Here is a 24,794-nt window from a genome sequence, read left to right on the forward strand (position 1 = left end):
CACCTGAACTCCCCCGACCGGCCGGCCTGCGGCCCCACGCCCCACCGCGGAAGGACCATGCGATGACGCTCCCCCCCAATCCCCGCAAGATACCCCGCACCATCACGCAGCTCGGCCGCACGCGGCAGGATGAATATGCGTGGATGAAGGACGACAACTGGCAGAACGTGCTGCGCGACCCGTCCCTGCTCCAGCCGGAAATTGCCGCGCACCTGCGGGCGGAAAACGCCTATACCGCCGCCATCCTGTCCGGCACGGAAGATGTGCAGGCCCGGCTCGTGGCGGAAATGAAGGGCCGGATGCAGCCCGATGAGACCTATCCCCCCGTACCGCATGGCCCCTACATGTACCAGACCGGCTACGCACCGGGCGCGCAGTATCCGGTTTACAGCCGCCATCTAGCTGCCGACCCGCAGGCCGTGCAGGTGCTGCTGGATGTGAACGTGGCGGCACAGGGGCATGATTATTACGCCATCGCCACCGCCAGCCACAGCCCGGACCATACCCTGTTCGCCCATGCCGAGGACACGCAGGGATCAGAAATCTACCGCATCCACATCCGCCGGATCACCGGGGATGCCGCCCCCCTGCCGCCGGTTGAGAACTGTAGCGGGGCCTTCGTCTTCTCACCGGACAGCCAGCACCTGTTCTGGGTCTGGCGCGACGAACATGGCCGCCCTGCCCGCGTCTATCGCCGCCGCATCGGGGAAGATACGGATACGCTGGTCTATGAGGAAGCTGACCCCGGCTTCTTCGTTGGTGTCGAGGCCACGCGCTCGGGGGGCTGGATCATCATTTCCAGCGGCAATCATGATACATCCGAATCCTGGCTGATCCCCGGCCACGACCCGCAGGCACAGCCCGTCTGCGCCGCCGCGCGGCAGACGGGACTCATGTACGGCCTGTACCATCAGGCAGGGCACTTCATCATCCTGACCAATGCCGATGGCGCGCGTGACTTCAAGCTCATGATTACGCCCGACACCGCCCCCGGCCGCGCCAACTGGCGCGATCTCGTGGGCCATGAGCCGGGGCGCTACATTACGGAATGTGTGGTGTGGTCGGGCCATCTGGCATGGCGTGAGCGGCGTAACGCCAATACCCGCATCGTCATCCGTGACCTGCACGGCGCCACCCACGCGCTGGAGCCGGATGAAGCCGCCTATGACCTGACCTTCGCCAGCGGCTACGAATACGATACGACCGAGCTGCGCTACATCTACCAGTCACCCACGACCCCGCGCGAATGGCATGCCCATGACATGGTGAGCCGCGCCGATAGCCTGCTCAAGCGGCAGACCGTGCCATCGGGCCATGACCCGGCGCAGTACCGCTGCTGGCGGCTCATGGCGCAGGCCCCGGATGGGGAACAGGTGCCCGTAACCGTGCTGGGCCGGTGCGATACCCCCATTGATGGCTCCGCCCCGCTGCTGCTGTATGGCTACGGCGCGTATGGCCATGCCATTGACCCGGTCTTCTCCACCCGCGTGCTCAGCCTGGTGGACCGGGGCTGGTTTTACGCCATTGCCCATGTGCGCGGTGGCTCGGAAAAGGGATGGGACTGGTTCCTGGCGGGCCGGGGGCGCAACAAGCCCAATACGTTCAGTGATTTCATCGCCTGCGCCGTGTCCCTGACCGAGGCGGGTTTTGGCGCGGCAGGTCGCATCGTGGCGGATGGCCGCTCCGCCGGTGGCATGGTGATGGGTGCGATCGCGAACATGCGGCCCGACCTGTTTGCCGGTATCGTGGCGGTCGTGCCGTTCGTGGATGAGCTGAACACCATGTCCGATGCCTCCCTGCCGCTGACGCCGCCAGAATGGCCCGAATGGGGCAACCCGCTGGAGGACGAACAGGCCTATGACCTGATTGCCCGCTATGCCGCCTATGAACAGGTGGCCCCGCGCGCCTATCCGGCCATCCTGGCCATGGGCGGCCTGACGGACCCGCGCGTGACCTACTGGGAACCGGCAAAATGGGTGGCGCGCCTGCGTGAGCATACCCTCTCGACACGGCCCGTCATGCTGCGCACGAACATGGAGGCCGGGCACCGGGGGGCGACGGGGCGCTTCGACTCCCTGAAGGAAGCGGCCCTGATTCATGCTTTCGCCCTGTGGGCCATTGAAACCGCGGCCCCAACACGGGATTAATGGCGTTGCAGGCACGTTCCCGTTACCGTCCGCACAGAGTCGAGCCCGTTTCCAGAGGAATGATCATGACGGATCCCCACAACGCGGATCAGGACCGTCCGTATTGCCCCCTGCCGGGGGAACGGACCGATCCTCTATCCACGATGCGCAGTTTCCGTTCATTCCAGGAAACCCGGCGCACCCAGCGCATGGCCCGCGCGGCGCTGGCGCTGTTTTTCGTGCTGCTGGCGCTCTACACGGTCCGGGGCTTCCTGCCATCGCTGATATGGGGCTGCATTTTCGCCATCGCGTCATGGCCGCTCTATGTCCGCGCGCGGCGGCGGTGGCATGCGCGTGCGCACCGGATACTGCTGCCGCTGCTGTTCACGCTGGGCATCGCGCTCATCTTCCTCGGGCCGCTGGCACTGTTCGCCCTTGAGGCCGGGCGGGAGGCCGAAGGGGTGCTCCGGCTGCTCAATGATGCCCGCCATTCCGGCATCCCCCTGCCCCAGTGGACCAGCCGCCTGCCCTATGGCCGCGTGGCGGTGGAGACGTGGTGGAACGAGCACCTCAGGGACCCGGCCGATGTTTCCGCCCTGCTTGGCTCACTGAATATCGGGCGCGGGGTGCAGGTGACGCAGCAGGTGGGCACGCAGGTGCTGCACCGGGTGCTGCTGTTCGCCTTCGCCATCCTGACGGTGTTCTTCCTGCTCAAGGATGGCGATTCCGTCATCCGCCAGTCACTCAACGTCTCACGCCGCGCCTTTGGCAAACGTGGCGAGCGGATCGCGCTCCAGATCATCGCCTCGGTCCACGGCTCGGTATCGGGACTGGTGCTGGTGGGAATCGGTGAAGGGATGCTGATGGGCGTGACCTACCTGCTGGCGGGTGCGCCGCATCCCTTCCTGTTCGGGGTCATAACCGCCGTCGCCGCGATGATCCCGTTCTGCGCCATCATCGCCATCACCGGCGTCGCCCTGCTGGTGCTGTTCAATACCGGTGCGATGCTGACGGCCATCACCATCATCCTGCTGGGCATCGCCGTGATCCTTCTGGCGGACCATCTGGTCAGGCCCGCCGTTATCGGCGGCACGACGCAGCTCCCCTTCCTGTGGGTGCTGACGGGCATTCTGGGCGGGGCTGAAAGCTGGAGCCTGCTGGGCCTGTTCATGGGGCCCGCCATCATGTCGGTGCTGCACATGCTGTGGCTGAACTGGAGCCGGGCGCGCGAATAGCCGCGCGGGCATAAAACAGGCATAAAAAAAAGCATCCCGGTCAGGATGCTTTGTTCAACCCAGATTAAAAAAGGTTTTTATCGCAGACAGGGATATCGGGCAGGCGGGATTCGAACCCACGACCCCCAGTCCCCCAGACTGATGCGCTACCAGGCTGCGCTACTGCCCGCCTGTCTGCGATGCGCAGGGTGTAGCAGGACGATGGGGGGACTGCAAGCCATGTTCTGGGCCAAATCTGAAAAAAAACCGGATAAATCAGACCGGCACCATGGCGCGCAGGGCCTGCAGCTCCACCAGCACGCCGCGCAGGTTGTCCCGCAGCGCCGCGTTTTCCGCCTGAAGGCGCTCCAGCTCGATCATTACCATCTGTTCCAGCGGCTGCTGCGCGGCGTCTTCCCCGGCCTGTTCTTCCGCCGTTTCATCAAGTGCCGCCTGAATGGCGGATGCGGCTGTCGCGGCGAAGGATTCGATCTCGTCTTCCGCCTGCGTGCTGACAACCACCTCTTCCACCACAACGTCGGACACGTCGGCTTCGATCTGTTCGGGCTGCGCGGGTTCTTCCGGCTGTGCCGTGGCGGCTGCGGGCTGTGCGGGCGGCTCCTCGGCCCCGGCGGCAGGCAGGGCATTGTCCATGCCCGCCAGCACTGCCTGCGCTTCCGCTACGGACAGTTTACGGACATAGAGCAGGTCAGCAATCTGGCGCAGCACGGCGACATCATGCGGGCGGTAATAGCGCCGTCCGCCCTGCCCGCGCAGCGGCGCAAGCTGGGGGAATCGGGTCTCCCACATGCGCATGACATGCTGGGCCAGGCCGAGTTCACGCGCGACATCGTAAATGGGCAGGCTGTCCACGCCTGTCATCCCATTGGCCGCGGCTTCGTCATAGGTCTGACCGGATTCCGCCGGATCGTATTGCGCGCTCATTCCCCGTCTCCTTCCGGCTGGTCCATGGTGCCGGACTGCCCGTTCACATGGGCACGGAGCAGTTGGCTGGGCCGGAAAACCAGAACGGAACGTGGCAGTATCGGCACTTCCACGCCGGTTTTCGGGTTACGGCCCGTACGCTGTCCCTTCTGCCGGACGGAGAACGTGCCGAATCCACTGATTTTCAGGGCATCGCCAGCCTCAAGGGTCCGTGCCATCCGCTCAAGGATATCCTCCAGGATATCGGCGGATTCATGGCGGGACAGGCCGACCTGATCATATATCTGTTCTGCCAGAGTGGCGCGCGTCACGGTGCTCATGCGCAAACGTTATGCATGCGCGCTGCCATCGTCAATTGAATGTCGTGAATGAAAGGCCGGTTTTATCGACCATTCATTGCAATGTTGCACCGAAACGACATTAGAGCCGGACCAGCGCGGAACCCCATGTCAGGCCGCCACCCAGCGCCTCCAGCAGCACAAGGTCACCCTTGTGGATGCGTCCGTCACGCACGGCCTCGTTCATGGCCAGCGGGATGGAGGCGGCCGAGGTATTGGCATGACGGTCCACCGTAATCACCACGCGTTCCGGCGGCAGCGCGAGCTTGCGAGCCACGCCATCAATGATCCGCAGGTTGGCCTGGTGCGGCACCAGCCAGTTCACATCGGCATGGCTCAGGTTGTTGGCGGCCAGTGCCTCATCAACCGAGGAGGACAGCTTGCCCACCGCATGGCGGAACACCTCGCGCCCCTGCATGCGCAGGTGGGCGGGCTTGTCATGCTGGCCGGTCGCGCCATCCACATAAAGCAGATCACCATACTGGCCATCGGAATGCAGGTGCGTGGACAGGATGCCCGCACCGTCATCCGCAGGGCCTGCGGCGGTCAGGAAAACCGCGCCCGCACCGTCCCCAAACAGGACGCAGGTGCCACGGTCGGACCAGTCAAGAATGCGTGAATAGACTTCGCTGCCGATCACCAGCGCGGAACGGGCCTGCCCGCAGCGAATCAGCGAATCGGCCATGGACAGGGCATAGATGAACCCCGAACACGCCGCCGCCAGATCGAACCCGAAGCCCGAGGTCATGCCAAGTTCGGCCTGCACCCGTACTGCCGTGGACGGAAAAGCCTGATCCGGCGTGCTGGTGGCGACGATTATGGCATCGACATCATCCGGCGTGGCGCCTGCATAATCCAGCGCCTGCCGCGCCGCCCGCGCCGCCATGGAGACGGCGGTATCGCCTTCCCCCGCTATATGGCGCTGGGCGATTCCGGTGCGGCCACGAATCCATTCATCCGATGTATCGAGCCGCGAGGCGAGTTCATCATTAGTAACGATCCGCTCAGGCAGATAACCGCCGAACCCGGACAGAAGCGAGCGTTTCGCCGTCATGCCTGTTTTTCCACCACTCTCATCTCACATACGCAGGTAGGTGGAGGCATGCACCGCGGCCTGCCCGCCATACCCGGATGTCACAGGGTCAGGATGCAGGAACCGCCTGCGGCTGATCCGGGTTAGCCTTGACCGACGTCAGGCTTTCCATACGGGCCAGACGCTCACGAATTCCATCATTGAAGCGATGCGTGACCATATCCATCGCCACGTCCACCGCGGCGGCGAAGCCTTCCGCGTCGGTGCCGCCATGTGACTTGACCACAACACCGTTCAGACCGACGAACACCGCACCATTGTATCGGCGCGGGTCGAGCCATTCCTTCATGCGCTCCAGACCGGGGCGGACAAGCAGATACCCGATCCGGCCCAGAAGGCTGGAGGTAAAGACCTGCCGCAGGAGGGTGAACGCCATTTTCAGCGCGCCCTCCCCGGTTTTCAGGGCCACATTTCCGGTAAAACCATCCGTCACCACCACATCGGTCGTGCCGGCGGTGATGTCGTGCCCTTCCACAAAACCGTGGAACTGCTTGGCCAGCGAACTGCCCCGCAGCACTTCCGCTGCCTGACGGAGCCGTTCGTCGCCCTTGAGCTCCTCCGACCCGACATTGAGCAGCCCGATGGTGGGCGCAGGCAGACCAAGCACCGCCTTGGCGAAGGCTTCGCCCATTACGGCGAATTCGACAAGGTTGCGCCAGTCACAGGCCATGTTGGCCCCGAGGTCGAGCATGACCACATCACCCCGCGTGGTGGGGCTGAGCGCCGCCATGGCGGGACGGGTGATGCCGGGCAGTGTCTTGACCACGATCTTGGCCAGCGCCAGCATCGCCCCGCTGTTACCGGCGGATACAACGCCCTGCGCCTCGCCCTGGGCTACGGCATCCATGGCCAGCCGCATGGACGAATCGCGCACCCGCAACGCGGCGGTTGGCTTCATGTCCATGGAAATGGCCGAACCGGCCGGACGGATTGTGCAGATGGCGGCCGCGCGTGGATGGCGGCTCAGGAGACCGGACAATTTCGCCTCGTCCCCCACCAGAAGGATTCTGGCCGAAGGATGTCGGTCCGCCGCAATCGCCAGTCCGGCCACCACAACTTCCGAGCCGCCATCTCCCCCCATGCCATCAATGGCAAGGGTGTAAGACCCTGTCTCGGAAAAGGAGGAACCTGTCTCGCTCATGCTCGTCTTGTGCCGGGTAAGAAAGAAACGCGCAAGATCAGGCTATGCGGTTTGCAATGGCCGTGAGCCTGCGCACCCCGGGCGGGACGACCCGTGGGGCGTCCACCGGCGCGCGCCCTGCGGGAGCGCGCCGTTACCGGGTCATGACGCCATAGGCGTGCTGTTATCAGGTGCGGACCGCCGTCTTCAGCGCCTTGCCAGCGGACGCGACTTCACGCCCGTCGTAATGTCCGCAGTGGCTGCAGACGTGATGCGGGCGCTTCAGCTCACCGCAGTTGGAGCATTCCGCATGCGCCTGAACAGGCAGCGCAGCGTGGCTGCGACGCATGCCACGACGGGACGGCGAGGTTTTTCTCTTGGGTACAGCCATGGGCCCGGGCCCCTCCGATCTGGATCACAACCGGCAGGCACACCCTCGTGGCGATACACCGGTCAGTTATCAATAATTGAGGGGGGCGCTCTAGCAGACGATTTACGTTTGCGCAAGGGATGATGCGCATCGGTCTGGCGAGTTTCCCCCTCCTCGGCCCCTTCCTTGCGTCAGTTCTGCTTTTTTTTCAACTCGGCCAGAGCGGAAAAAGGCTGCCTGCGCACGGTTTCCTCGGGGGCACCGTCTTCCGAGGGCACGAATTCCTGCGGAATGGTGCTGCCCGGCTTGTGCGGATACGGGTCAAGGGCGAGGGAAAGTTCTTCCGTCGCCAGTTCGCCCAGATCGATGGTGTCGCGCTCATAGGGCACTTCATCAACGGTGAAGGGGTCGATCTCGTCATCCTCACGGAAGTTCTCGGCGGGGATGCAGCGCACGGTAAACGATTCCGCCAGCACGTCCTCGAACGCTTCAAGGCTTACGACACATTCCTGCGTCACATGCGCGGTCAGCCAGCCTTCGGCCAGCACCTCCCCATCGCGCCCCGGCTTGAGGCGGTAGCGGCAGGACAGGTTGCGCAGCCCCACGATCCCGAGCCGCTTCACCAGCCTGCGACATTCCTCGGCCGAGGCCTCGATCACGGTCTCCATGCCCTTGGCCGGGATGCGCCCCACGGCCAGGGGGCGGGAAAATTCTGCATCCATTGTCATACTCCTGCGCGTATATTCGCGGGCCTTGTCCCTGCCGGGGCCTGATGGCGATATGGCCCCGCCTGCGTGTTTTTCCACCGGCGGGGCGATCTGCGATTGACTTCATTTACCCAATCGGGCACCGGAAAGACGAACCGCATCACGCGCCATGCCCTTATTTCAGGATATTTTCCGGACCATGAGGTCACCCAAGGCCAAGCAGCCCCGCTCCCGTTCATTACGCCTGTTTTCATGCGCTGTCATCGGGGCAGCGGTCGGGCTGTCGGGCTGCTCGCTGTTCAAGCCCTCCGTCCTGCAGCGCGGCTCGCTGGTGGAACCGGATGATTACAAGAAACTCAAGATCGGCGAGACCTCGCGCTCGGACATAATGGACGCGATGGGCTCCCCCACCGCGCACGCCACGTTTGACGACAATACGTGGATCTATGCGTCCATGACGCAGGTGCTCGCCCCCATCAGCTTCCCGCGCATACGCAAGCAGGAAACGGTGGTGCTGACATTCGATCAGGACGGCATCCTGCGCAACATGCGTGTCCTGCACAAGAACGACGCCCGCTACGTCAGCATGGCCCCGGGCGCCACTCCCACGCCGGGCACCAAGATCAACGTGATGCAGCAGATCCTGGGCAATGTCGGCCGCTACAACCCGCTCAGCCAGATGAGCAGCACCTATGGTGGCAGCACCGGCCCCATGAACAGCATGAATGGCGGACCGGGCCATGGGGGTCAGGGCAACTCCCTGCCCTGAGCCACGGCTTTCCTGAGCGCCTATTCCGGCAGGACGATCCTGACCCGCGCGCCCCCCAGCGGCCCCGTCTCGAGCGAGATATGGCCGCCATGGGCATGAATGATGTCACGCGCGATGGCGAGGCCGAGGCCGGTGCCCCCCTCCTTCCCGCTCTCGAACGGGCGGAACACGCTTTCGCGCCGCGATTCTTCCACCCCGCAGCCGTTATCATCAACGTACAGGATCACCTGCCCGCGCGCGCGTTCGGCTGAAAGCTCGATGCGGCTGGCGTGGTTGCGCGCATTTTCCACCACGTTGTTCAGCACGCGGCGCAGGGCGTTGCTGCGGCCGGTAATGGTCAGGTCAGGCGGCATGACCATGCCGATGGTCATGTCCGTGCCCATGCGGCGCTGGGTCGTCCCGATCTCCTCGAACATTTCCTCGACACGGATCACCACAGGCACCTCGGCCCCCTCGCCGCGGGCGAAGGACAGGTAGCCCTCGATCATGCGCTCCATTTCCGCAATATCCCCGATCATGTCGGTAATATCGGGCTGAAGGTCGGCCGCCTGGACCAGTCCCTTACGCGGGAACATGGCCAGCGAGAGGCGCAGGCGGGTCAGCGGGGTGCGCAGATCGTGCGAGACCCCGGCGAGGACCGTGGTGCGCTGCTCCACAAACCGGTTGATCCGGTCACGCATACGGTTGAAGGCGACGGCGGCCTTGCGTATTTCCTGCGCCCCTTCGGGCACGATGGGCACCGTGTCACGCCCGAGGCCGAACAGTTCCGCCGCCCGCGCCAGCCGCCGTATGGCGCGCACCTGATTGCGCATGAACAGCGCCGCGATCAGGAACAGCACCAGCGCGCTGCCCGACGCCCAGGCCACGAACAGCCACACCGGCGCCACGTCCAGCCGCTTGCGCAGGGCCACAACCTGCAGGATGCCACCGGGCACCTGCACCAGAATCACCATGTGCCGGTGGGGGCGCTTCCAGTCCACAAAACTGGGCCAGGGCACGTTATCGCGCAGGTCCCGCACCAGATAATCGTCAATGGGGCCGAGCACGTGGTTCGTGCCGCTCCTCTGCAGGCTGGCGCCTTCATGCCATGTCATGACCATGTCGGCGCGCCTGCCCATGTCATCGAGTATCCACTGCCGGTCCGCAGGTGACGGGTAGCGTTCGAGCATGTCCAGCGTCATGGAAATGGTGGTGACCATATTGCCCGACAGACGGCGGGAGACGATCTGGAGGTAATTGCCGTAAAACAGCTCCAGCGAGATGGCCTGCGTCACCAGCAGGGGGATGAACCCGATCAGCAGCATCCGTCCCAGCAGCGAACGCGGCAGGATGCGCCGGATCAGGCGTTCGCGTGCCCTGCGCCACCCCTGCCGGGCGAGTGGCCTGCTCTCATCACCATGCGCGGAGTCCATGTTTTATCCTTCCGGACGCAAAAAAACCGGCTCCCTTGCAGAAGCCGGTTTTTTCTGGGTCAGACCCGTATTCCGATAACGCGTGGCTTAGAAGCCCTCGCGCTCCAGACGCTTGCGCTCCATCTTGCGGGCGCGGCGTACGGCTTCAGCGGCCTCACGCGCCTTGCGCTCGGACGGCTTTTCGTAATGACGGCGCAGCTTCATTTCGCGGAAGATGCCTTCACGCTGCATTTTTTTCTTGAGGGCCTTGAGGGCCTGATCAACATTGTTGTCACGAACGAGAACCTGCACTGGGTCATCAACTCCTGGTCGGCCATCCGGTATGGGCGGCGCATGAAACTGAAACTTGGGGAACATCCGCCCGAGGCCATTCCCTTCGTGCGATTCCCAAACGGGCCGCAGCTATATCACACCTTTCCCCGGCAACACAAATCATTCCCGCATGCCTGCGCAAACGAATTTCACATGCCCCTGCCCGCCCCCGCGGGTACGGGGGCTACCGCGTAACAGATGGAGGCCATTTCCCGCATGACGCTGCTCAAGATCGCCCGGATGGGCCATCCGGTCCTGCTCCAGCCCGCGCAGGCGGTGCCCGACCCGCTGGCGCCGTCCATCCGCACCCTGGTGGCCGACATGATCGAAACCATGCTGGACGCGGGCGGCGTGGGGCTGGCCGCCCCGCAGGTACACCAGAGCCTGCGGCTGTTCGTGTACCATATCCCCACCAGTCGCAGCAGTGGCCCGAAGTCTCCCCCCTGCCCGCCATCCGTCCTGATCAACCCGAGCCTGGAGCCCGTTGATGACCAGATGGTGGACCGGATGGAGGGCTGCCTGTCCATTCCGGGGCTGCGTGGCTGGGTGCCGCGCTACGAACGCATTGCCTATAGCGGCGTGAATGAACAGGGTGATGAAATCCGTGGCATTGCATCTGGCTTTCTGGCCAATGTATTCCAGCATGAATATGACCACCTGAACGGTATCCTGTACCCCATGCGGATGACGGATCTGGGCCGGATGGGATTTGACACCGAAATGGCGCGTTACGGAGAACCCGCATGAATCTTTCAGTTCTGGTCGCGGCGGCGACGTCCGCGCTCCATCCCCCGGCCCCGGCCCATTCACCGCAACGTGATGCGCTGCTGCGCCGGTTCCTGGCCGACCCGCGCGCAGGCAGCCAGCCATGGACGCCCACCCTGCTGAAACAGTGCGTGAGCGCCGAGGCCGACCTCCTTTTCCCCGATGGCGTGGCGCAGGTGGCGGAAGCCTGCTTCGACCTCATGGACCGTGAGATGCTGGCGGCGACGGACCAGTTCCGCAGCCGCAGGATCAGCCGCCGCGTGCGCGCCGCCATCATGTTCCGGCTGGAGGCCGCCACCCCGCACCGGGCCGCCATCCGGCAGGCGCTTGCAGTGCTGCTGGTGCCCACCCACGCCCGAATCCTTGCCCGCACGCTGGGGCGGAGCGTGAACGCCATATGGGAGGCGGCGGGCGATACCTCCACCGGCTTCACCTTCGTGACCAAGCGCGTCACGCTGGCCGGGGTCTATATCTCCACCCTCCTGTTCTGGCTGACACGCGGCGGCAATCCGGCATCGGTCGAGCAGTTCCTTGACCGCCGCCTGGCCGAAGTCGGGCGCATTACGCGCCTGCGCAACCGCCTGACCGGCCGCATTGCCTGAAAACAGCACGAAGGTGACTGTCCCCGTCCGTCCCTCCCCCACCCGCCACCAGCCCGCAGGGGCCGGGGTGGAACTGCTGTTTCTGCGCGATGAAGACATGCGGCAGGCGCAGGAACTGCTCATGCTGGCCTGCCGGTCCTTCACCGGGATGATTGACGCAGCCCTGCAGGAATACGGGCTGGGGCATGCGCATCACCGCATGATGCAGGTGGTGGCGCTGCAGCCCGGCATCGCCGTGGGTGCGCTGCTCGAGACGCTGGGCATTACCAAGCAGAGCATGAGCCGCGTGCTGGGTGAACTGCAGGCAAAGGACATCATACGGCAGGAAACCGCCCCCGAAGACCGGCGGCGGCGGCGGCTTTACCTGAGCCCGCGCGGGGCGGAGATTGAAAACCGGCTGTTTTCCCTGCAACGTGAGGTCCTGCTCCGGGTGTACCGCAAGGCGGGCGGCAAGGCCGTGGACGGGTTCCGCCGGGTCATGCGGGGCCTGATAGACGAATCGGACGCCACCGGCCTATCCACCGGAGCCCTTCACCCTCCACAGCGGAGTTCGACATGATCCAGACAGCCTGCGAGACATCCCTGCCCCATGACAGCATGATCGTGGACGCCCATGTGGTGGTGGTGGATGACGACCCCAGGCTGCGCCGCCTGCTGCAACGCTACCTGAGCGAACAGGGCTTTCGTGTCAGCGCCGCCTCATCCGCGCAGGAGGCACGGCAGGTGCTGGGCTTCATGCAGCCCGATGCGCTGGTGCTGGACATTACCATGCCGGGGGAAAACGGGCTGGAACTGACACGGGAATTACGGCGCGAAAAGCTGGATTTCCCCATCCTGCTGCTGACCGCGCGGGGCGAGCCGGAAGACCGGATCATCGGGCTGGAAGCCGGGGCGGATGATTATCTGGCCAAGCCGTTCGAGCCGCGTGAACTGCTGCTGCGGCTCAAGGCCCATCTGCGCCACTTCGTGCCGCCCGCGCCCAGCAACAACCTGCGTATCGTGCGGCTGGGGGATCTGGAATTCGACCCGGTGCGGGGGCTGCTGTCCAATGCGGAGGGCGTGGTCCACCTGACGGGTGGCGAATCGGCGCTGCTTTCGGTTCTGGCGCGCCATCCCAACGAGATCCTCTCACGCACCGACATCGCCGCCACGCTGGACATGGAAGAAATCGGGGAACGCGCCGTGGATGTGCAGGTCACCCGCCTGCGCCGCCGGATCGAGCCGGACCCGCGCGAACCGCGTTTCCTGCAGACCGTGCGCGGCAAGGGCTATGTCCTGAAACCCGGCCTGTAAGCGCGCATCAAGGCCCATCCGCTAAACACCGCGCGAATCAACGAAAAGTTTTTGGTGAAGCTTTTTTCAAAAAGCTTGAGATAACGCCTGCCCTTTATCAACAGGTTCGCAGGCCACCACCCGGAATCAGAACGGGCTGACATGGAAACCATGCCAGCCCGTTTTTTCATCAGCTTTATCCGTGCCCGGTTCAGGCAGCGGCGTTCAGCCGCTCAAGCTCGGCCAGCACGGCGCTGCCCATGCCATCGGTGTTCACTTCCGTCCTGCCCGCACTCATGATGTCAGGCGTGCGCAGGCCCTTGTCCAGCACGTTGGAGACAGCGGTCTCGATCAGCGCCGCCTCGTCCTGCATGTCGAAGGAATAACGGAGCAGCATGGCAAAGGAGAGAATCTGCGCCAGCGGATTGGCCTTGCCCTGCCCCGCGATGTCGGGCGCGCTGCCATGGATCGGCTCGTACAGCGCAGGCAGGCGACCGTCCTCGCCCCGTGCGCCCAGCGTGGCGGAGGGCAGCATGCCAAGGCTGCCGGTCAGCATCGACGCCAGATCGGACAGCAGGTCGCCAAACAGGTTGCCCGTCACGATCACATCGAACTGGCGCGGGTTACGCACCATCTGCATCGCGCAGTTGTCAGCCAGCATGTGGGTCAGTTCCACATCCGCGTATTCACGGGCATGGAGGGCGGTCACGACCTCTTTCCACAGCAGGCCGCTTTCCATCACGTTGCATTTTTCAACCGAACACACCCGGTTGTCGCGCTTGCGGGCCAGATCAAAGGCAACACGGGCCACACGCTCGATCTCCGCCGTGGTATAGACCTCGGTATTGATGCCGCGGCGCGAGCCATCAGGCAGGGTCTCGATGCCACGCGGCGTGCCGAAATAGATGCCGCCCACCGTTTCACGCACGATCATGATGTCCAGCCCACGCACCACCTCGGGCTTGAGCGTGCTGGCATCCGCCAGCGAGTCGAACACCTTGGCCGGGCGCAGGTTGGCGAACAGGCCCAGTTCCTGACGCAGCTTGAGAATGGCGATTTCGGGGCGGCGGTCGAACCCGGCAGATGCCCATTTCGGATCACCGACCGAGCCGAACAGCACCGCATCCGCCGCCCGCGCGGCATCAATCACTTCCTGCGTGATGGGCTGGCCATGCACCGCCAGCGATGCGCCCCCCACCAGGTCCTCGCTCACATCAAAGCGGATGCCGCGCGCCTGCGCCATCCAGTCCATGATGCGGCGGACCTCGTGCATGATTTCAGGCCCGATGCCATCACCAGGCAGGACCAGGAGCTTCTTGGGTGCGGACATGACGTTTCCCATCCGGATAATCTGTGTGTTGACTGAAACTGTTCCGTAATGCGGGCGGCACCGGCCGCCCGGTTCCTAATCCAGAACGATACGGGGAATCCACGGCTGCGCCTGCGCGCGTTCCGTCTCAAAGGTCTCGATCGCCTTTTCATGCTGCAGGGTCTGGCCAATGTCATCCAGCCCCTCCAGCAACAGTTTCTTGCGCAGGGGATCGACTTCAAAGGGGACTTCGCTGCCATCGGGGCGGATGACCACCTGCCGGGGCAGGTCGATCGTAAGCCGTGCGTTTCCGCCCATGCGGGCGTCCGCCATCAGCTGTTCGCACACCGGGCGCGGCAGCACGATGGGCAGGATGCCGTTCTTGAAGCAGTTATTATGGAAAATATCGGCAAAGGAAGGCGCGATCACGCAGCGGATGCCAAAATCCAGCAGCGCCCACGGCGCATGCTCGCGCGATGAACCGCAGCCCAGGTTATCGAACGTGATCAGGATCTGCGCCTTGCGATACGGCTCCTGATTCAGCACGAAATCCGGGTTTTCCGAGCCATCGGCACGGTAACGCATGCTGTCAAAGGCGTTGACCCCAAGGCCGGAACGCTTGGTGGTTTTCAGGAACCGCGCCGGAATGATCTTGTCGGTATCTATATTCTCTTCCGGCAGGGCGGCCGCGATGCCGGTAAGAACGGTGAATTTATCCATATCAGATCAGCTCCCGCACGTCGGTCAGGCATCCGGTCACGGCCGCGGCCGCAGCCATGGCGGGGGACAGCAGGTGCGTGCGCCCGCCGGGGCCCTGCCTGCCCTCGAAATTACGATTGGATGTGGAGGCACAGCGCTGCCCCGGTGTCAGGCGGTCGGGGTTCATGCCAAGGCACATGGAACATCCCGCCTCGCGCCATTCAAAACCGGCCTCAAGGAATACCTTGTCCAGCCCTTCCTCTTCCGCCTGCGCCTTCACGATGCCCGATCCGGGCACGATCATCGCGCGCACGCCAGGCGCGACCTTGCGCCCGGCGGCAATGCTGGCGGCGGCGCGCAGGTCCTCGATCCGGCTGTTGGTGCATGAGCCGATGAACACGACATCAACCGGCGTGCCCGCAATCTTCTGTCCCGCTTCCAGTCCCATGTAATCCAGCATGCGCTGCATCTGCTTGCGGCGGGCGGGGTCGGTCTCCTTCGCCGGGTCAGGTACGTTGCCGGTTACGGGAATGACGGTTTCGGGGCTGGTGCCCCATGTCAGGACGGGGGTGATGTCCTCGGCGCGCAGTTCGACCACGCGGTCGTAATGGGCGCCCTCGTCCGAAGCCAGCGTCTTCCAGTAGGCAACGGCTTCATCAAACGCCTCGCCCTTGGGCGCGAAGGGGCGGCCACGCACATATTCGAACGTGGTCTCGTCCGGCGCGACCAGACCGGCGCGTGCCCCGGCCTCGATCGACATGTTGCACAGCGTCATGCGGCCCGCCATGTCGAGGTCACGGATGGCGGAACCTGCGAACTCGATCACATGCCCCGTGCCACCCGCCGTGCCGATATGGCCGATGATGGCCAGCATGATGTCCTTGGCGGTCACGCCGGGGCCAACCTGCCCCTCGACCACCACCTTCATGTTCTTTGCCGGCTTCTGCAGGATGGTCTGGGTCGCCATCACATGCTCGACCTCGGACGTGCCGATGCCGAATGCCAGCGCGCCCATCGCGCCATGGGTGGAGGTATGGCTGTCACCACACACGATGGTCATGCCCGGCAGGGAAATGCCCTGCTCCGGCCCGACCACATGCACGATCCCCTGCCGCGCGGACAACAGCGGGAAATACGGCACGCCGAATTCCTTCACGTTGCGTTCCAGCGTCTCGATCTGGTTGCGGCTTTCGGCCTCCGCAATCGGCTGGGTGCGGTCGGATGTGGGCACGTTGTGGTCCACCACCGCGATTGTCGCATCCGGGTGGCGCAGGCGGCGGCCGCTCAGGCGCAGCCCCTCGAACGCCTGCGGGCTTGTGACCTCATGCACAAGGTGGCGGTCAATATAGAGAATGGCCGTCTTGTCCGGGAGTGTTTCGACCACATGGCTGTCCCATATCTTGTCGAACAATGTACGCGGGGCCATTCTATTTTCCTCTCCCGGACGGAAACAGGCCGCCATCACGCGCGGGACGGGCACGTAACGGGCAGCCAGAAATTCTCAGGTAAAAAGCGGTTCGCCCGTTTCCACCATGACAGTGGGAAACGGGCGAAGGGTCGGCGTATTACTCGGCTGCGGCGGTGGCTGCGGGTGCCGCAACCTCACGCTTGCGCTCGGCGATACGGGCGGACTTGCCGCGACGGCCACGCAGGTAGTACAGCTTCGCGCGACGGACCACACCACGGCGCACGACCTTGATTTCGGCGATGGTGGGGGAATACAGCGGGAACACACGCTCCACGCCTTCACCGTTGGAAATCTTGCGCACGGTGAAGTTGCTGTTCAGGCCCTTGTTGGAGCGGGCAATCACGACGCCTTCGTAGTTCTGCACGCGCTTGCGGGTGCCTTCAACCACCTCGACGCCAACGCGCACGGTGTCGCCCGGCGCGAATTCCGGCACCGCGCGGATGGCTGTCAGGCGGGCAATTTCTTCCGCCTCGTACTTCTGGATGATGTTCATGATCCGGTCCTCGTTCGATAGGATTTCATGTTCAGTTCAGCCGGTCCGCATCGGCACACGGGCCTGCGGTCCGGGGAATGTCTTGACCTGCGCCCGCCCGGTAGGCGGCCCACAGATCCGGCCGACGCGCCTGCGTCACCGTCTCGGATGCCGCGCGTCGCCATTGGGCGATCGCGGCATGATGACCGGACAGCAGGACCTCGGGCACGTCGCGCCCGTCCCATTGTGCCGGCTTGGTATAAAGCGGATATTCAAGCAGACCATCGGCAAAGCTTTCCTCCTCCGCGCTCTCGCCAGACCCCATCACGCCCGGCAGCAGCCGCACGCAGGCATCCAGCAGCACGGTGGCCGCCACTTCCCCACCCGACAGGATGTAATCTCCGATCGAGACCTGTTCGGCACCCGTGGCTTCGAGCACGCGCTCATCCACCCCTTCGTAGCGCCCGCACAGCACCACCACACCGGGACCCGCCGCATACCGGCGCACATCCGCCTGTGTCAGCCGCCGCCCGCGCGGGGTGGGATAAACCAGCGGTCGCCCCGCAAGGTCGGTATCGGCAACCGCCGCGGCCACGACATCAGGGCGCATGACCATGCCGGCCCCGCCGCCAAAGGGGGTGTCATCCACCACCCGGTGCCGCCCCAGCCCGTAGGCGCGCATGTCCCGCGCATCCAGTGACCAGATGCCACGTTCCAGCGCCCGCCCGGCCAGTGACTGCCCCAGCGTGCCGGGGAACATGTCCGGAAACAGCGTAAGCGCCGTCGCCCGCCATGTCATGGCCCGTCTCCCTGCGCAGCAGTGCCGGGAAAGCACTCGACCGGAACCTCGATCTCATCGGGCGGGCAGACGGCAATGTACCCGCCACGCACATCCACCACAGGCACGCAGGCCCGGGTGAACGGCAGCAGGAGATTACCCCCCTCGCCGTCGATTTCGAGGCTGGTGCCCGCGCCATAGTCATGCACGGCGGCCACGCGGCCAATCACCCGCGCCGTCTCATGCGCACGCACATCAAGCCCTACCAGATCGGCGAAGTAGAATTCGTCCTCATCCGGTTCGGGCAGGCTGGCGCGCGGCACGTACAGCTTGCGGTTGACCATCTGCTGCGCGGCTTCGCGGTTATCAATGGCATTGCCCTGCGCATCGCACAGCCGTGCGACGCCATTGCCCTGCCACGACAGCCGCCACGGACGCCCCAGGTCATCGACCAGCCCGGCATAGGTGGCCAGGTCTTCCGCCACGGCGGTATAGCTGTGCACATGCACAAGCCCCCGCACGCCATGCGGACGACCTACCACACCCATAAGGACATGATCGTGATTCATGGAAGGACGGCCCTGCCTTTCTGCCTGTCTATCGCGTTACTTACGCTGCGGCTGCGGCGGCAGCGGCGGCGGCACGTTCCTGCGCACGCTTCTTGGGCGCGGACTTCTTCGGCTGCTCGTTCCAGGTCGGCTTGGGCGCCAGGCCGGCGTTACCCAGGAAGCGGGCCACGCGGTCGGTCGGCTGCGCGCCGTTGGACAGCCAGTGGGTGATGCGCTCGGCAACCAGACGCACGCGGTCGGCATGGTCGGAGGGCAGCATCGGGTTGTAGGAACCAACGCGCTCGATGAAGCGGCCGTCACGCGGGGAGCGGCTGTCCGCCACGACAATGTGGTAGTACGGACGCTTTTTCGCACCGGCGCGGGCGAGACGGATCTTGAGGCTCATTTAGGACTTCTCCAGACAGTAAAAAAGACAAAGGAAAACGGGAACGACGTTCAGGGTCAGCCAAAAGGCGGACGCCCGCCGCCGCCGGGGGGGCGTCCCCCCTTTGGCATGAGTGCGGACAGACCCTGACGCATCAGTCCCTTCACTCCCAACTTGCTGAACCGCTTCATCATGGAGGCCATCGCGTCATACTGCTTGAGCAGACGGTTGATCTCCTGCACGGTCGTACCGGACCCGGCGGCGATGCGCTTCTTGCGCGAGGCCTTGATGATGGAGGGCGTGCGCCGCTCCTTGCGGGTCATGGATGAAATGATGGCCTGATGGCGCTGGAGCACGGAGGTATCGAGTTCCTTGTCCCCCAGTGCCTCCTTGAGCTTGCCCATGCCCGGCAGCATGCCGAGGATGCCGGAAATGGAGCCCATCTTGTTGATCTGGCGGATCTGCGCCGCGTAATCATCAAGATCGAACTTGCCCTGCATCATCTTGAGGGCGAGCTTCTCGCTTTCCTCATGATCCAGGGTGTCGGACGCCTTCTCGACCAGCCCCGCGATGTCACCCAGGCCAAGGATACGGCCCGCGACACGTTCGGGGTGGAATTCCTCCAGCGCGTCCAGCTTCTCGCCCGAGCCGGTCAGCTTGATCGGCGCGCCGGTAATCGCGCGCATGGACAGGGCGGCGCCACCACGGGCGTCACCATCCATACGGGTCATGACAACGCCGGTCACGCCCACGGCCTCGTTGAACGCCTTGGCGGTGTTGACCGCGTCCTGCCCGGTCATGGCATCGACCACCAGCAGCGTTTCCGCCGGGCTGGTCTCGGCACGGATGGCCCGCACCTCGTCCATCAGGGCTTCGTCGATCGACAGGCGGCCCGCGGTATCGAGGATGACGATGTCATACCCCTCGCGCCGCCCCGTCTCCATCGCGCGCTTCGCAATCTCGACCGGGGTCTGCCCCGCGATGATGGGCAGCGAAGCGACACCCGCGCGCTCGGCCAACTGGGCAAGCTGCAACTGGGCGGCAGGACGCTGGGTATCAAGGCTGGCCAGCAGCACCTTCTTGCGCTCACGCAGCGCCAGGCGGCGCGCGATCTTGCCCGATGTGGTGGTCTTGCCCGAACCCTGAAGCCCGACCATCAGGATGGGCACCGGCGGCACGGCGTTCAGGTTGAGCGGTACGGCGCCCGCGCCGCCCAGGGCGTCGATCAGGGCGTCGTTGACGATCTTGGCGACGGCCTGACCGGGAGAGATGCTTTCCAGCACCTCATGCCCGACGGCGCGTTCACGGACCTTGTTGACGAAATCCTTGACGACAGGCAGCGCCACGTCGGCGTCGAGCATAGCCAGACGCACTTCGCGCATGGCTTCCGTGACGTCCGCCTCCGACAGTGCCCCGCGCTTGGCAAGGCCATCGAACACACCGGAAAGTTTGCCTGACAGGGTCTCGAACAACGTATTTCCCCAAAAGAGGACGCGCCACTGCGCGAACCCTCGCGAAGTGACGTGCCTGATTGTCGGGCGGATTTATCCCGCGCACCGCCCGAAGTCAAGCACGGGCTATGTGCGCGACATAAAAAACGGCTGCCCGGCAATGCCGGGCAGCCGCCCCTGAACCTGCACCGCACGTGGCGGTGATGGTGCGATCTTACTTGTGGTCGTCATCCGACGGCGGCGGCGGAGCCGTCAGCGCGCGGAGCTGCTCATGCAGGCTCGCGACCTTGTCCTGCGTCTCACGGATCTGGTTGAGCTGGTCCGCGGTCAGGATGTCATGGATGCGGATGGCCGTCTGCAGGTGTGCGGCCTCATGCTGCTGGTGCAGGGTCTCGATCTGCTGCTGGAGGCTGGTGATGCGGGCTTCATCCACCTTGCCCGGCGTGGCCAGCAGGTCCTGGATCTGCTTGTGAAGCTGGTGCTCCTGCTCCATGTCCGCATGGAAGTCGGGATGGCTGTCCTTCAGGATGGCCTTGAGCTTCTTCTGCTGCGCAGAGGTCAGCTGCACGTTGGAAAGGAACGGCATGCCGCCCATGCCCATGCCACCCGGCCCACCGGGAAAGCAGCCCGGACCCGACTGGGGAGCATGATGCGCGGCAAGAGCCTGCCCGGACAGGCCCGCGATGCCACCGACGAGGGTGGCGGCCAGAATCATTTTCTTCATCATGGGAACCAAGTCTACTCCTGTTATAACTTACTTCATACCCTGCCCGTCCCCGTAAGGTCATGCAAGGCCTGTAAACATAACGCTACAGCAGCCGGTTCGTTCAATGTGGGCAGACTTGCTACAAATTGTAAGGAAGCCCGCCGCCTGTGCCCTCAGCCAAAGCGGCCGGTAATATAATCCTGAGTGCGCTTTTCACGCGGGGCGGTGAACATGCGGTCGGCGCTGTCCACCTCCACCACCTCGCCCATGTAGAAGAAGGCGACCTGATCGGCACAGCGCGCAGCCTGCTGCAGGTTGTGGGTGACGATGGCGATGGTGAAATCGGCCTTCAGTTCATCCAGCAGCTCCTCGATCCGCGCGGTCGAGACGGGATCAAGCGCGCTGGTGGGTTCATCAAGCAGCACCACCTCGGGCCGGGTGGCGATGGTGCGCGCGATGCACAGCCGCTGCTGCTGCCCGCCGGACAGGGCGGCGGCCGAATCGTGCAGCCGGTCGCGCACCTCGGGCCACAGGGCGACACGACGCAGCACGTCTTCCACCCGCGCGTCCATCGCGCTGCGGTCGAGGCGTTCATGCAGCCGCACGCCAAAGGCGATGTTGTCATAGATCGACATGGGGAACGGCGTGGGTTTCTGGAACACCATACCCACGCGTGAGCGCAGAACGTTCAGGTTCACCTTGGGGCCGAGGATGTTGCAGCCGTCAAAGATGACCTCCCCCGTCGCGCGCTGGCCGGGATAGAGGTCGTACATCCGGTTCAGCACACGCAGCAGGGTGGACTTGCCACAGCCGGACGGGCCGATCATGCCCGTGACCTGCCCGTGTGGAAAATCAATGGAGATGTTCTTGAGCGCATGATTCGCGCCGTAATAGAAATCCAGGTTACGCACGGCAATCGCCGCGGGCGCCTGGTTCTTTTCCGAGACTGTCATATTCATTTCCTGTTACGTCCCAGCCCCAGCCGCACGGTTATGTTGATCATGAGGATGCCCGTGGTAATCAGCAGCGCGCCGGTCCAGGCCAGTGCCGTCCAGTCCGCATAGGCAGCACCTGCGTACTGATAGATCGTCACCGGCAGGCTGGCCATGGGGGCCGTGGGCGAGACCGACCAGTTCATGTTCCCAAGCGAGGTGAACAGCAGCGGCGCCGTCTCGCCCGATACGCGGGCCAGCGCCAGCAGGATGCCGGTGGCCACCCCGTCACGCGCCGCGCGCAGGCAGACGGACAGGATCACCCGCCACCGGGGCGCGCCAAGGGCGAACGCGGCCTCACGCATGGAAAGCGGGACAAGGCGCAGCATGTCCTCCGTAGTGCGCACCACGACCGGCACCACAAGGATGGACAGGGCCAGCGCCCCCGCCAGGCCGGAAAAATGCCCCGTCGGCACCACCACGATCATATAGATGAACAGCCCCACCAGAATGGAGGGGGCGGACAGCAGCAGGTCGGACACAAAGCGGACGGCATTGATCAGCCGCCCGTCCGTCGCGGTGAATTCGGCAAGGTAGATGCCGGTCAGCAGCCCCACGGGTGCGCCGATCAGCACGGCCAGCCCGGTCTGGATCAGGCTGCCCACAATGGCGTTGGCAAGCCCGCCATCCTGCCCCGGCGGCAGGGTGACATGCACGAACGTGACCCAGCGCAGCCCGCTGATCCCGTTGCGCACCAGCACGAACAGGATGGAAAACAGCATGAGCAGCACCAGCACGGTCGCCGCCCAGCACAGGCCGGTAGCAACCCGGTCCACCATGCGCCTGCGCATGTCGGACAGGCTGTTGCCCTGCCAGCGCCCCGATGTGCACGGCGTATCCACTGCCGTGGCCGCCTGACTGTCGTGCCCGGCCATCTAGCGGCCCGCCGCCTTGCTGCGCAGCAACAGCCGCGAGCAGACCAGTGTCCCGAGCGAAATGAGCATGAGCAGGAAGCCCACCGCCATCAGGGACGAGAATTTCAGGCTGCCCACCGCGCTTTCGGGAAATTCGAGCGCGATCAGCGAAGCGATCGTGTTGCCCGGTGAAAACAGCGACCAGCCGATATGGTTGGCGTTGCCGATGACAAAGGTAATCGCCATCGTCTCCCCCAGCGCGCGCCCCAGCCCGAGCATGATTCCGCCCACAACGGATGTGCGCGACCATGGCAGGATGATGCGCCGCACGACTTCCCACCGGGTCATGCCAAGGCCGTAGGCACTTTCCTTAAGCACGGCAGGCATGGACAGGAACACATCGCGCATGACGGCGGAGATGAAGGGCGTGATCATGACCGCCAGGATCATGCCCCCGGTCAGGAACCCGGTGCCGTAGGGCGCGCCACGGAACAGCGTGCCAACCACGGGAAGCCGCCCCAGCGTATGGGCCGCCATCGGTTCAACGTAATGCGCCATGAACGGCACCAGCACCGCAAATCCCCACATGCCGAAAATGATGGAAGGCACCGCCGCCAGAAGCTGGATCAGCGTGCCGATCACACCCGCGATGCGCGATGACGCGATTTCGGTCAGCCACACCGCGATGCCGAAGGCCAGCGGCACCGCCATGGCGATGGCCAGCAGCGACGTGACCAGCGTGCCGAACATGGGCGCGGCCGCGCCGAAATGCTGGGTGACGGGGTTCCATGCCTTGTCGAACAGGAAACCGAGGCCAAACCTGCCGAACGCGCCGCGCGCGCCCCACGCCATGACCGCCACCATCCCGCCCAGCCCGAGCAGGATCAGGACCGCGCTGCAACGGACAATGGTGGCAAACACGGCATCACCGTTCCCCCTGACCGCCCCCGTCAGGGCTGAAGGAGATGTTGCAGACCGATCCATACAGAAGACCTCCGTGCCGCCACACGTATCAGAATTGTCAACATTCGCGCCCGCAGGCACACCGGATTGCCGGGACCAATACTGGACGGGAAGCAGGTTCCGCAACCGTCATGAGCGCCGATGGGCAAAGTTTGCACCATATCGTTGTATTTTTACGCGCCCCTCAGGCCTCGGCCCCCTGCCCCGCCAGCAGCAGTTCACGCAGCACGCCGCGCCCTGCCTCGACCGACATGCGCTCCAGAACCAGCGCGTTGGGCTGCACGCCGCCCATGCCGATATGCCGGGCCACCGTCATGCCGCGCGTGAACGTGCCATGACATTCCACATCCACATGCGCCAGATGCCCGCAGAAGATGCCGGGGCTGAGCAACGCCAGCAGCGGGGCCGCCGCGCGCAGCGAAATATCCACCCCGCTGCCCCGCGCGCCGCCGGTGCGGGCGGCCGCCAGCAGGGCATGCACATGCCCCGCGACGGAGGCGGGCATGACCCCCATGGGGGCAAGCCCTTCCATCCACACGGCATCGGCATTCAGGCGGGCGGTGCAGTCAAGCGGGATCAGGGTGACGGGCACGCCCATGGCCAGCACCGTGGCTGCTGCCTCCGGGTCCGCCGCGATGTTGCGCTCCGCCACCGCCGTTGCATCACCGGGGGAGAACAGTGCACCGCCGCTCACGATCACCCCATGCAGGTGCGTGCGCACATCCGGGGCCTGTATCAGCGCCAGCGCCAGCGTGGTGAGCGGGCCGGAGCAGCACAGGGTCACGCTGTCCGGCGGGCAGGCCCGAATCGCTTCCACCAGATATTGCGCGCCCAGACCTTCCGCGCCCTGCGCCACGGGGGCGGGCGCGTGTGTCGCGACCAGCGCGCCGGGACTGCCCGCATGCACTTCCACCCCCGCCACGCCGCACTGGCGCAGCAGGTCGCGCGCCTGCGTGATGGCCGTGGCGACCTGTGCGGCCGCGCCACTGAACAGCACCAGCACCGGACGGACATGATCGGGAGCCTGCACGGCAGCGAACAGGGTCGCCATGCCCTGCGCATCAGGTGTCAGATCAAGAATGATGGGCCGTGTCATGAGCATCCCGTCCTGCATGGTTGCGCGG

At 64.7% G+C, this 24,794-nt stretch carries 28 protein-coding genes and 1 tRNA gene; 7 read left to right on the plus strand and 22 right to left on the minus strand.

Annotation, left to right across the window (positions count from 1 at the left end):
- Positions 1 to 62: 62 nt before the first annotated feature.
- Positions 63 to 2,147, plus strand: coding sequence for a S9 family peptidase (locus DY926_RS06515; RefSeq protein WP_116702644.1), 2,085 nt, complete (start codon positions 63 to 65; stop codon positions 2,145 to 2,147).
- 59 nt (positions 2,148 to 2,206) lie between these two features.
- On the plus strand, positions 2,207 to 3,361 hold the full coding sequence (locus DY926_RS06520; protein ID WP_116702645.1) for an AI-2E family transporter: 1,155 nt from the start codon (positions 2,207 to 2,209) through the stop codon (positions 3,359 to 3,361).
- A gap of 95 nt (positions 3,362 to 3,456) precedes the next feature.
- Here DY926_RS06520 and DY926_RS06525 read toward each other — a convergent pair.
- The 7 genes from DY926_RS06525 to DY926_RS06555 form a co-directional block, all read right to left on the minus strand.
- A tRNA-Pro gene (locus DY926_RS06525) sits at positions 3,457 to 3,530 on the minus strand.
- Positions 3,531 to 3,616: 86 nt separating this feature from the next.
- Positions 3,617 to 4,285 (minus strand): MerR family transcriptional regulator, encoded by a 669-nt coding sequence (locus DY926_RS06530; RefSeq protein ID WP_116702646.1) that lies wholly within the window; start codon positions 4,283 to 4,285, stop codon positions 3,617 to 3,619.
- Positions 4,282 to 4,605 carry an integration host factor subunit alpha gene (locus tag DY926_RS06535; RefSeq protein ID WP_116702647.1) on the minus strand — a complete coding sequence of 108 codons (324 nt, stop codon included), beginning with the start codon at positions 4,603 to 4,605 and terminating at the stop codon, positions 4,282 to 4,284. The genes DY926_RS06530 and DY926_RS06535 overlap by 4 nt, the downstream gene beginning before the upstream one ends.
- Before the next feature lie 100 nt (positions 4,606 to 4,705).
- Positions 4,706 to 5,677: a beta-ketoacyl-ACP synthase III gene (locus tag DY926_RS06540; protein ID WP_116702648.1), complete on the minus strand. Its 972-nt coding sequence runs from the start codon at positions 5,675 to 5,677 to the stop codon at positions 4,706 to 4,708.
- Positions 5,678 to 5,765: 88 nt separating this feature from the next.
- Positions 5,766 to 6,857: a phosphate acyltransferase PlsX gene (plsX, locus tag DY926_RS06545; protein WP_116702649.1), complete on the minus strand. Its 1,092-nt coding sequence runs from the start codon at positions 6,855 to 6,857 to the stop codon at positions 5,766 to 5,768.
- Between the two features lie 166 nt (positions 6,858 to 7,023).
- Positions 7,024 to 7,227, minus strand: coding sequence for a 50S ribosomal protein L32 (gene rpmF, locus DY926_RS06550; RefSeq protein ID WP_116702650.1), 204 nt, complete (start codon positions 7,225 to 7,227; stop codon positions 7,024 to 7,026).
- 170 nt (positions 7,228 to 7,397) lie between these two features.
- The gene (locus DY926_RS06555; RefSeq protein WP_116702651.1) at positions 7,398 to 7,928 is read right to left on the minus strand and encodes a YceD family protein; all 531 of its coding nucleotides are present in this window, start codon (positions 7,926 to 7,928) and stop codon (positions 7,398 to 7,400) included.
- A gap of 184 nt (positions 7,929 to 8,112) precedes the next feature.
- On the opposite strand from DY926_RS06555, the gene DY926_RS06560 reads away from it, so the two are divergent.
- Positions 8,113 to 8,682, plus strand: a complete 570-nt coding sequence (locus DY926_RS06560) for an outer membrane protein assembly factor BamE (protein WP_116702652.1) — start codon at positions 8,113 to 8,115, stop codon at positions 8,680 to 8,682.
- A 20-nt stretch (positions 8,683 to 8,702) separates the two neighbouring features.
- Here DY926_RS06560 and DY926_RS06565 read toward each other — a convergent pair whose 3' ends face one another.
- Together DY926_RS06565 and rpsU are read right to left on the minus strand one after the other, a co-directional pair.
- Positions 8,703 to 10,094, minus strand: a complete 1,392-nt coding sequence (locus DY926_RS06565) for a sensor histidine kinase (protein ID WP_116702653.1) — start codon at positions 10,092 to 10,094, stop codon at positions 8,703 to 8,705.
- 87 nt (positions 10,095 to 10,181) lie between these two features.
- Positions 10,182 to 10,385, minus strand: a complete 204-nt coding sequence (rpsU, locus tag DY926_RS06570) for a 30S ribosomal protein S21 (RefSeq protein WP_010506446.1) — start codon at positions 10,383 to 10,385, stop codon at positions 10,182 to 10,184.
- 237 nt (positions 10,386 to 10,622) lie between these two features.
- On the opposite strand from rpsU, the gene def reads away from it, so the two are divergent.
- Genes def through DY926_RS06590 form a run of 4 tightly spaced genes read left to right on the plus strand, consistent with a single transcriptional unit; the run spans position 10,623 to position 13,066 of the window.
- A complete protein-coding gene (gene def / locus DY926_RS06575) occupies positions 10,623 to 11,153 on the plus strand; it encodes a peptide deformylase (RefSeq protein ID WP_116702698.1) in 531 nt (176 codons plus the stop codon).
- Complete coding sequence (locus DY926_RS06580; protein WP_116702654.1) at positions 11,150 to 11,773, plus strand: COQ9 family protein; 624 nt, start codon at positions 11,150 to 11,152, stop codon at positions 11,771 to 11,773. Before def ends, DY926_RS06580 begins: the two co-directional genes overlap by 4 nt.
- A gap of 13 nt (positions 11,774 to 11,786) precedes the next feature.
- Complete coding sequence (locus DY926_RS06585; RefSeq protein WP_241503091.1) at positions 11,787 to 12,332, plus strand: MarR family winged helix-turn-helix transcriptional regulator; 546 nt, start codon at positions 11,787 to 11,789, stop codon at positions 12,330 to 12,332.
- Positions 12,329 to 13,066 carry a response regulator gene (locus DY926_RS06590; protein ID WP_116702655.1) on the plus strand — a complete coding sequence of 246 codons (738 nt, stop codon included), beginning with the start codon at positions 12,329 to 12,331 and terminating at the stop codon, positions 13,064 to 13,066. The genes DY926_RS06585 and DY926_RS06590 overlap by 4 nt, the downstream gene beginning before the upstream one ends.
- Positions 13,067 to 13,256: 190 nt before the next feature.
- Here DY926_RS06590 and leuB read toward each other — a convergent pair whose 3' ends face one another.
- From leuB to DY926_RS06655, 13 genes are all read right to left on the minus strand, one after another.
- Positions 13,257 to 14,375, minus strand: coding sequence for a 3-isopropylmalate dehydrogenase (gene leuB / locus DY926_RS06595; protein ID WP_116702656.1), 1,119 nt, complete (start codon positions 14,373 to 14,375; stop codon positions 13,257 to 13,259).
- Between the two features lie 75 nt (positions 14,376 to 14,450).
- Positions 14,451 to 15,074 carry a 3-isopropylmalate dehydratase small subunit gene (gene leuD / locus DY926_RS06600; RefSeq protein WP_116702657.1) on the minus strand — a complete coding sequence of 208 codons (624 nt, stop codon included), beginning with the start codon at positions 15,072 to 15,074 and terminating at the stop codon, positions 14,451 to 14,453.
- 1 nt (position 15,075) lies between these two features.
- The gene (gene leuC / locus DY926_RS06605; protein ID WP_116702658.1) at positions 15,076 to 16,479 is read right to left on the minus strand and encodes a 3-isopropylmalate dehydratase large subunit; all 1,404 of its coding nucleotides are present in this window, start codon (positions 16,477 to 16,479) and stop codon (positions 15,076 to 15,078) included.
- Positions 16,480 to 16,618: 139 nt separating this feature from the next.
- The gene (rplS, locus tag DY926_RS06610; RefSeq protein WP_116702659.1) at positions 16,619 to 17,014 is read right to left on the minus strand and encodes a 50S ribosomal protein L19; all 396 of its coding nucleotides are present in this window, start codon (positions 17,012 to 17,014) and stop codon (positions 16,619 to 16,621) included.
- A 31-nt stretch (positions 17,015 to 17,045) separates the two neighbouring features.
- The gene (gene trmD / locus DY926_RS06615; protein WP_116702660.1) at positions 17,046 to 17,792 is read right to left on the minus strand and encodes a tRNA (guanosine(37)-N1)-methyltransferase TrmD; all 747 of its coding nucleotides are present in this window, start codon (positions 17,790 to 17,792) and stop codon (positions 17,046 to 17,048) included.
- Complete coding sequence (gene rimM, locus DY926_RS06620; RefSeq protein WP_116702661.1) at positions 17,789 to 18,340, minus strand: ribosome maturation factor RimM; 552 nt, start codon at positions 18,338 to 18,340, stop codon at positions 17,789 to 17,791. The genes trmD and rimM overlap by 4 nt, the downstream gene beginning before the upstream one ends.
- Before the next feature lie 40 nt (positions 18,341 to 18,380).
- Positions 18,381 to 18,725, minus strand: a complete 345-nt coding sequence (gene rpsP / locus DY926_RS06625) for a 30S ribosomal protein S16 (RefSeq protein ID WP_116702662.1) — start codon at positions 18,723 to 18,725, stop codon at positions 18,381 to 18,383.
- A gap of 56 nt (positions 18,726 to 18,781) precedes the next feature.
- Positions 18,782 to 20,176 carry a signal recognition particle protein gene (gene ffh / locus DY926_RS06630; RefSeq protein ID WP_116702663.1) on the minus strand — a complete coding sequence of 465 codons (1,395 nt, stop codon included), beginning with the start codon at positions 20,174 to 20,176 and terminating at the stop codon, positions 18,782 to 18,784.
- A 193-nt stretch (positions 20,177 to 20,369) separates the two neighbouring features.
- Entirely contained in the window at positions 20,370 to 20,882 is a 513-nt protein-coding gene (locus DY926_RS06635) for a Spy/CpxP family protein refolding chaperone (protein WP_116702664.1), read from the minus strand.
- A gap of 152 nt (positions 20,883 to 21,034) precedes the next feature.
- Positions 21,035 to 21,820 (minus strand): phosphate ABC transporter ATP-binding protein PstB, encoded by a 786-nt coding sequence (gene pstB, locus DY926_RS06640; protein WP_116702665.1) that lies wholly within the window; start codon positions 21,818 to 21,820, stop codon positions 21,035 to 21,037.
- Complete coding sequence (gene pstA / locus DY926_RS06645) at positions 21,817 to 22,728, minus strand: phosphate ABC transporter permease PstA (RefSeq protein ID WP_116702666.1); 912 nt, start codon at positions 22,726 to 22,728, stop codon at positions 21,817 to 21,819. Before pstA ends, pstB begins: the two co-directional genes overlap by 4 nt.
- The gene (pstC, locus tag DY926_RS06650; protein ID WP_116702667.1) at positions 22,729 to 23,691 is read right to left on the minus strand and encodes a phosphate ABC transporter permease subunit PstC; all 963 of its coding nucleotides are present in this window, start codon (positions 23,689 to 23,691) and stop codon (positions 22,729 to 22,731) included.
- Positions 23,692 to 23,854: 163 nt separating this feature from the next.
- Positions 23,855 to 24,766, minus strand: coding sequence for a nucleoside hydrolase (locus DY926_RS06655; protein ID WP_116702700.1), 912 nt, complete (start codon positions 24,764 to 24,766; stop codon positions 23,855 to 23,857).
- Positions 24,767 to 24,794: the final 28 nt, after the last annotated feature.

The sequence above is a fragment of the Komagataeibacter melaceti genome, assembly GCF_003403295.1.
Classification (GTDB): domain Bacteria; phylum Pseudomonadota; class Alphaproteobacteria; order Acetobacterales; family Acetobacteraceae; genus Komagataeibacter; species Komagataeibacter melaceti.